The 2,875-nt window shown below is 58.7% G+C and carries 2 protein-coding genes; one reads left to right on the forward strand and one right to left on the reverse strand.

Annotation, left to right across the window (positions count from 1 at the left end; all coding sequences use genetic code 11):
* Nucleotides 1–692 (reverse strand): hypothetical protein (locus WA354_RS18440; protein WP_472814486.1); only part of this gene is annotated, 692 nt, incomplete at its 3' end.
* A 322-nt stretch (nucleotides 693–1,014) separates the two neighbouring features.
* Between WA354_RS18440 and WA354_RS18445 the strand changes: the two genes are divergently transcribed.
* A partial coding sequence (locus WA354_RS18445) for an ABC transporter permease (RefSeq protein ID WP_472814487.1) occupies nucleotides 1,015–2,875 on the forward strand: 1,861 nt, incomplete at its 3' end.

Raw genomic sequence — 2,875 nt, forward strand, 5'->3', positions numbered from 1 at the left:
TTGACGAAGGATGCGACGCCGCGGGTGTAGGCTCCGAGGATGCGGTCGGCTTGGCGTTCGAATTCCTGAAACAGCTCGATGGACGAGCGCAACCAATAGGTTGCTTTTTGTGGAGAGAGAGCGGCCATGTAGCTCTGCCAGTTGTTGAGGCGCCGAGCTTCCTGCTTGAACTCACCAGTGGATTGCAGCCAGTCAGCCAGGCGGGCCATCCGCTCGACTGCGCTGTAGCGTTTTCCGGATTTCCCGGCACGCGGAGCGAGAGAGTATCGAGCGAGGCCGGCGCGTACCCACTCAACGACCGGCTTGGCCTTGAACGAGCGCTCGCGCGCAACGGCGAGCTCGCGAGCTACTTCGACGACCCATGGCGGCGTGTTTTGTGCAGCGCATTCGTAGCGGCTGAGAAGCATGCCTAGCATGAGGAATTCCAGAGCGTATTCTCCGCGGCTGCGCGGAGATTCGGTGAGGAATTCTGTTACATGGCGGGTGTAACCATCGATGAGCGGAGCCGCGCGATAATCGATGAGAGTCAGAATCTGATCAGCGAATGCGGGCAGCGTCGCATAGAAGCCGTCGGAACAACTGTTACCGCGCCGGAGGTCGTAGACATAGCCCAGATGAGAAGGCGGCGTGGTGATTCGAGCGCCAGACGTTACTGGCAGAGCCTGCGGATTGATCGGGCCTGAAGCATGCATGGCTCGGTCACTTTCCGTCGTTCCGCTTAAATCATGTTGACCACTGCGGAAGGCAACAGAGGATAATACGCCCGGCATTGCCCGCAGTTCAGCGGAAATTGTGAGGGTGTGTTGTAGATCACTTAAAGGCTCGATTTCAGTGTGCGGAAATGGACATCCTGTGCGTGAGCGAACAGCGGAAGGCTAATCACTGCAATGGTTTGCAAGCTCTATATTCTTAAGGATGAGTAGCTTAGAGGGCCGCGTGTTTTGGCGCACTGCATGCAACGATGATTAGCAATACTCTCATTCCCCAAGAGCAAAGTTCGTTGAGGAGGCGTCCATGAGTGGACTGCTTCAGGATGTTCGCTTTGCGTTGCGGCAACTGCGCAAGAGCCCTGGATTCACGGTTACTGCAGGGTTGATGCTGGCGCTGGCGATTTGCGCCAACAGCACGGTCTTCAGCTGGATTGACGGGACCATGTTGCACCCGATTCCGGGAGCGCAGAAGACCAATGAGCTCGTCAGCGTGATGCGGGGGCAATGGAACATCTCGCCTTCGCCGCCGCTTTCGTATCCCGACTACCGCGATCTGCGGGAGCAGAATCACAGCTTTGTCGGCATCCTCGCCTATAACCACGACTGGCTCACGCTGACGGGCGGTGCGACGCCGGAGCGGGTCTACATTTGCAACGTCTCTTCGAACTTCTTTGACCTGTTGGGCGTCCGGCCGGTGCTGGGGCGCTTTTTTCTGCCGGAAGAAGAGACACGGCCCGACGCTGTCCCCTACGTGGTGTTGAGTTACGCGCTGTGGAAGACGCGGTATGGAGGAGACCCGGCGATTGTGGGCAAGTCGATCGAGATCGCGCGGCATCCCGTAACGGTGATCGGCGTGGCGCCGGAGGGATTCAGCGGAGCGATGCCAGGGATTCGGGAAGATTTATGGGCGACGCTGAACCCCATCGGCTCAAACGCGTGGCGCATGACGCATCGAAGCGCAACATGGTTGAACGTGCTTGGAAGGTTGCGGCCGGGAGTAAACCGGGATCAGGCGACGGAGGACCTCAATGTGATCATGCGCAGGATCACTGCCGCGTATCCGAACGACCATCTGGGAGTAAATACCATCTCGCTGGATCCGATGTGGCGGTCACCTTTTGGCGCCAACGTCTATATGGCCGCTACGCTGCCAGTTCTGCTGGCAATTGCAGGGGTGGTGCTGCTATTGACGTGCGCCAATGTGGCCACGCTGGGGCTGGTACGGTTCGTCGCTCGCCGTCGCGAGATTGCGATACGGCAGTCCTTGGGCGCGGGGCGGATTCAGCTGGTAAGGCAGATGGTGCTGGAGGGTTTCTTTGTGTCCTTCGCCGGCGGGGCGCTGGCGTTGCTGCTGACGGCGTGGACCGCGAAGACCTTTGCGCGATTCATTCCGCCGAACGCAAATCCAATTGATCTCAACGGCACCATGGATCATAACGTTGTAGCTGTGATCGTGGTGCTTTCGTTGTTGGCGGGCATCGTCTGCGGGGCATTTCCTGCTTTGCGGTCGTCGCGCGTGCCGGCTGCAGAAGCGCTCAAGGAAGAGTCGGCGAGCGTATCCGGCGGATCGCACAATCGCCGGTTGCTCAGCGGGCTGGTGGTGGCGCAGATTGCGCTTTCGCTGGCGCTTCTTATGACTTCAGCCCTCTTTCTGCGAACGCTCAGAAACATCAGCTCCGCCAATCCCGGATTTGAGCAGGATCACATTCTTACCGCTTCAGTGGGCTTGACCATAGCCGGCTACCCGGATGCCGAAGTGTCCGAGATCCGGCACAAGATTCTCGATCGAGTAGCGGCACTACCCGGGGTCACGGTCGCATCGCTTACTGACTGGGTTCCATTCAACTTCAACCGCAAGACGGTGGATGCGTATCCCGAGGGATATGTTCCGCGTCCGCACGAGTCTCTCGAACTGCGCCGGGCCGATGTGACGCCAAAATATTTTGAGACGCTGGGAATACCGGTCCTCGAGGGACGCGATTTCACAACGAACGACAGCGACTCAGCTCCGCGGGTAGTGGTTGTTGATCAAACGGCGGCCAACCGGTATTGGCCGGGGCAGGATCCACTGGGCCGGAAGCTTACTGTCTGGGGTCATCCGTTCACGGTTGTGGGTGTGGTGAAGAATTCGAAGCACAATTTCATGAACGAACTGCCGGAGCCCA

Source organism: Occallatibacter sp. (genome assembly GCF_049802275.1).
Taxonomy (GTDB): Bacteria; Acidobacteriota; Terriglobia; order Terriglobales; family Acidobacteriaceae; genus Telmatobacter.